Source organism: Streptomyces sp. NPDC056361, from assembly GCF_042262805.1.
In the GTDB taxonomy this organism is placed as follows: Bacteria; Actinomycetota; Actinomycetes; order Streptomycetales; family Streptomycetaceae; genus Streptomyces.
In genome coordinates this window covers 1-4162 of sequence record NZ_JBHJQI010000283.1, presented here as the reverse complement: position 1 = coordinate 4162, position 4162 = coordinate 1, and the positions used below count along the sequence as shown (strand labels likewise).

Genomic DNA, 4162 nt, shown 5'->3' with positions numbered 1-4162 from the left:
CCTTCCACGCGTTCCCCCGCGGGTCAGCGGCCCGCGAGGACGCGCAGCAGCCGTGCCACCTCCGCGGCCACCGCCTCACGCGCCGGACCCAGGTACCCGCGCGGGTCGGCGGCCGCCGGGGCGGCCTGGAGTCGTTCCCTGACCGTGCGGGTGAAGAGCTGGTTGAGGTGGGTGGAGATGTTGACCTTCGTCATGCCGGCGGCGACGGCCTTCCCGAGGTCCGAGTCGTCGACGCCGGAGGAGCCGTGCAGGACGAGGGGGATGTCCAGGGAGTCCCTCAGGCGCGCGATGAGGTCGAGGTCGAGCACGGCGTCCCGGATGGTCATGGCGTGCGAGCTGCCCACGGCGACGGCGAGCGCGTCCACCGCCGTCGCGGCGGCGAACTCGCGGGCCTCGTCCGGGTCCGTACGGACATGGGGGGCGTGGGCGCCGTCCTTGCCACCGACCTCGCCGAGCTCCGCCTCCACCCAGACGTCCGCCCGGTGGCAGTGGTCGGTGATCATGCGGGTGGCGGCGACGTTCGCCTTGTACGGCAGCTTCGAGCCGTCGAACATGACCGAGGTGAAGCCGAGGTCGACGGCCTCCTGGACGAGTTCGGCGGACTCGGCGTGATCCAGGTGGACCGCCACGGGAACGGCGGCGGCATCGGCTATCCGCAGCGTGGCCAGGGCGATGGGGGCGAGGGCGCCGTGGTAGCGGGCGGTGTTCTCGCTGATCTGCAGGATGACCGGCAGGCCGGCCTGCTCGGCTCCGGCGACGATCGCCTCGGCGTGCTCGATCTGTACGACGTTGAACGCGCCGACACCGGTGTTCGCGGCGCGCGCGGGCCCGACGATGTCGTCCGTGGGGGTCAGGGGCATGGGGACTCTCCATGAAGTGGTGGCGGAGGCGGAGGAGGCGGCGGGTGAGGTGGACGGCGGTGTCCGCCGCACCCGCCGGACCTGGGCGGCAGCGGTGGAGTTCAGGCTCCGGGGCCGTCGAGGACCACGGAGCGGGTCAGGTTGCGCGGGCGGTCCGGGTCGTAGCCGCGGGCCTCGGCGAGGTGGACGGCGAGGCGCTGGGCCCGGACGAGGTCGGCGAGCGGGTCGAGCGCGCCCGCCCCGTCGCCGGACCCGGCGGCGTACAGACCACCGACGCGCGCGATGTCGTCGGCGAGACCCGGCGGCGCGGCGCCGAAGAGCCAGACGACCCGGCCGGGGCCGGTGATGCTGATCGGGCCGTGGCGGTACTCCATGGCCGGGTACGCCTCGGTCCAGGCCCCGGCGGCCTCACGCATCTTGAGCCCGGCTTCGAGCGCGAGGCCGTAGGTCCAGCCGGCGCCGAGGAAGGTGAACTGCCCGGCGCCGCGGACGGCCGGGTCGAGGGGTTCGGCGAGGGCGCGTTCGGCGTCCAGGGCAGCCTGCGCCAGTGGACGTACACCTGCCGGAAGGGCGCCCTCGGCTTCGAGGTGAGCCCGTAGCAGGGCGAGGACCGTGGTGGCGAACCTGGTCTGGACGACGGACCGCTCGTCCGCGAAGTCGAGGACCGCGACGGCGTCGGCGGCCGTCATGACCGGGGTCGCGGGGTCCGCGGTGACGGCGCCCGTGGCGAGGGTGCCCTTGACCCGGGTCAGCAGGTCGAGGACCTCGGTGGTGGTGCCGGAGCGGGTGATCGCCAGGACGCGGTCGTAGTTCCGGCCGTGCGGGAACTCGGAGGCCGCGAAGGCGTCGGTCTCGCCGTGCCCGCCCGCTTCGCGCAGCTGCGCGTAGGCGTGGGCCATGAACCAGGAGGTGCCGCAGCCGACGACCGCGACGCGCTCACCTCGGCGCGGCAGGGCGCCGGAGAAGGAGGCGACCGACTCGGCCGCGCGGCGCCAGGTGTCCGGCTGGGAGTCGATCTCGACGGACGTGCGGGAAGTCTCGGAGGTGGTCACGTGGTTCCTCGGGAGTCGTGGGTTCGGGATGTCCGCCGCGCCGGGAGCGCGTCGGAGGCGGACATGCGTGCCTGGATTCGGGCGGATCGACGCACCATCAGGCCGGGCGAGGCCCATCAGGCCGGCGAGGCCGTGGCGTTCTGGGGGCGAAGCGGCGGCGCGAGCTCGTCCACACGGACCTCTTGCCGGAACCGCGCGTGGACCGAGGCGTCGACCTCGCCCGCGACCGCGCACGGCACGGCCGCGGCCGAGAGGGCCACCGCCTCGCGCAGGACGTCCGGCCAGGCCGCGCGGGCGGCGAGGCCGGACGCGATCGCGGCGACGCAGGCGTCCCCCGCGCCCGTCGGATTGCCCGAGAGCAGTTCGGGAGGGGCGGCCCGCCACGCCCCGCTCGGTGTGACGGCCAGCAGTCCGTCGGGACCCGCCGACGCCACGACCGTCCGCGCGCCGCGGCGGCGCAGCTCCGTGGCGGCCGCCACCGGGTCGTCGCACCCGGTCGCCTCCGCGAGCTCGGCCGCGTTGGGCTTGATCACGTCCGGCCCCGCCTCCAGGGCGGCGGTCAGGGCGGGTCCGGAGGTGTCGAGGACGGTGAGCGCGCCCTCGGCGGCAGCGGTCCGGATCAGGACGGCATAGGCGTCCTGGGGCAGCCCCGGGGGAGTGCTCCCGCTCAGGACGACGACGCTCGCCTCTCGGACCACGGTGGCGAAGTGCCCGACGAAGGTCGCCCATTCCGCGGCGGTCACTTCCGGCCCCAGCCCGTTGAAGACGGTGGCGTCACCGTCGTCGCGCGAGACGACGCTGACCGTACGCCGGGACTCGCCGGCCACGGTGACGAAGGACGTGCGGATCCCGGCGGACCGCAGGCCGTCGTGGATCATGCGGCCGGTGGGTCCCCCTGCCAGGCCGGTGGCGAGCGGTGAGTGCCCGAGGAAGGTGAGCACCCGGGCGACGTTGATGCCTTTCCCTCCGGCCCGCTCGTGCGCCGCGAGGACGCGGTGGGACGTGCGGGGCCGCAGGTCGGACACCTCCCAGGTGACATCGAGGGCGGCGTTGAGCGTGACAGTGACGATCATGGTGTGGAGGCTCCTGTTGCAGGACGTCCAGAGCTGACGCTCAACTGAAGTGACTACTTCTGCGCTTCGAGAGCATAAAACGAGCATATTCAATCAGGCTAGATGCTCGAAGAGGCTGTCAGGGGGTACCGCGCGGACGACGCTGCGTGACAGGGGGTGCTCTTCGCGAGCGGTGGCAACCGGTCCAGGGCCATGCTCGATGTCGTCGCGATACGATCAACTTCGCGCACGCTTCACCGGTGCGATGGTCCGACGGTCGGACGTCGGGCGATCGGGTCGTCGAGGGCTCGGGTGCGCGATGGGGGCGTCTCAGGGACAGGGAAGGGTTGCGGCACATGTCCAAGCAGGAGCGTTGGAGCAGGTTGCTCGAGTTGTTGGCGGTCGAGGGCAAACTGGACGTGGAGCAGGCCGCCGTCGTCGTCGACGTGTCGCCCGCCACCATTCGGCGGGACCTCGACGAGCTCGCCGAGCAGCGGCTCCTCGTCCGCACCCGCGGCGGGGCCATCGCGCACGGTGTGTCGTACGAACTTCCGCTGCGCTACAAGTCCTCCCGACGGGCCTCCGAGAAGCAGCGCATCGCCCGGGCGGTGGCGGACCTGCTGACCGCGGGTGACGTCATCGGTCTCAACGGCGGGACGACCAGTACCGAGGTGGCCCGCGCACTGGCCCTGCAGACGGGGGGAGGCGTCGGTTCTTCGGGGGAGGGCCAGTCCGGCCCCTTGTACACCGTGGTGACCAACGCGCTGAACATCGCCGGCGAGCTGGCGGTCCGCCCGCAGTTCAAGATCGTGGTGACCGGTGGCGTGGCCAGGCCGCAGTCCTACGAGCTGGTGGGGCCGCTGGCGGCCGGAGTGCTCAACGAGGTGGTGCTGGACGTCGCCGTCCTGGGCGCCGACGGCGTGGACCCCAAGCTGGGGGTCATGACGCACCAGGAGGAAGAGGCCAGCATCAGCAGGCTCTTCGCCGAGCGCGCCCGCAGGGTCGTCCTGGTGGCCGACTCCTCCAAGATGGGCAAGCGCGCCTTCGCCAGGATCTGCGGCCTCGACCGCATCGACACCCTCGTCACCGACTCCGGGATCGCCCCGGAGACGGTGGCCAGGCTCACCGAGGCCGGCATCGAAGTGATCACCGTCTGACGGCGCTCGCCGCAGCACGACGCCCCCCGCGCACCAGATGT

Annotated in this window: 4 protein-coding genes; 1 reads left to right on the top strand and 3 read right to left on the bottom strand. The window is 72.9% G+C overall.

Annotated features, from left to right (window positions below; genetic code table 11):
- Positions 1–23 precede the first annotated feature (23 nt).
- The 3 genes from ACFCY7_RS40045 to ACFCY7_RS40035 all read right to left on the bottom strand — a co-directional run bounded on the left by ACFCY7_RS40045 (position 24) and on the right by ACFCY7_RS40035 (position 2985).
- A complete protein-coding gene (locus tag ACFCY7_RS40045; RefSeq protein ID WP_376491010.1) occupies positions 24–860 on the bottom strand; it encodes a ketose-bisphosphate aldolase in 837 nt (278 codons plus the stop codon).
- A 101-nt stretch (positions 861–961) separates the two neighbouring features.
- The gene (locus ACFCY7_RS40040; RefSeq protein ID WP_376491009.1) at positions 962–1912 is read right to left on the bottom strand and encodes an SIS domain-containing protein; all 951 of its coding nucleotides are present in this window, start codon (positions 1910–1912) and stop codon (positions 962–964) included.
- A gap of 116 nt (positions 1913–2028) precedes the next feature.
- The gene (locus ACFCY7_RS40035; RefSeq protein WP_376491008.1) at positions 2029–2985 is read right to left on the bottom strand and encodes a 1-phosphofructokinase family hexose kinase; all 957 of its coding nucleotides are present in this window, start codon (positions 2983–2985) and stop codon (positions 2029–2031) included.
- Between the two features lie 335 nt (positions 2986–3320).
- Between ACFCY7_RS40035 and ACFCY7_RS40030 the strand changes: the two genes are divergently transcribed.
- On the top strand, positions 3321–4121 hold the full coding sequence (locus ACFCY7_RS40030) for a DeoR/GlpR family DNA-binding transcription regulator (protein ID WP_376491007.1): 801 nt from the start codon (positions 3321–3323) through the stop codon (positions 4119–4121).
- Positions 4122–4162: the final 41 nt, after the last annotated feature.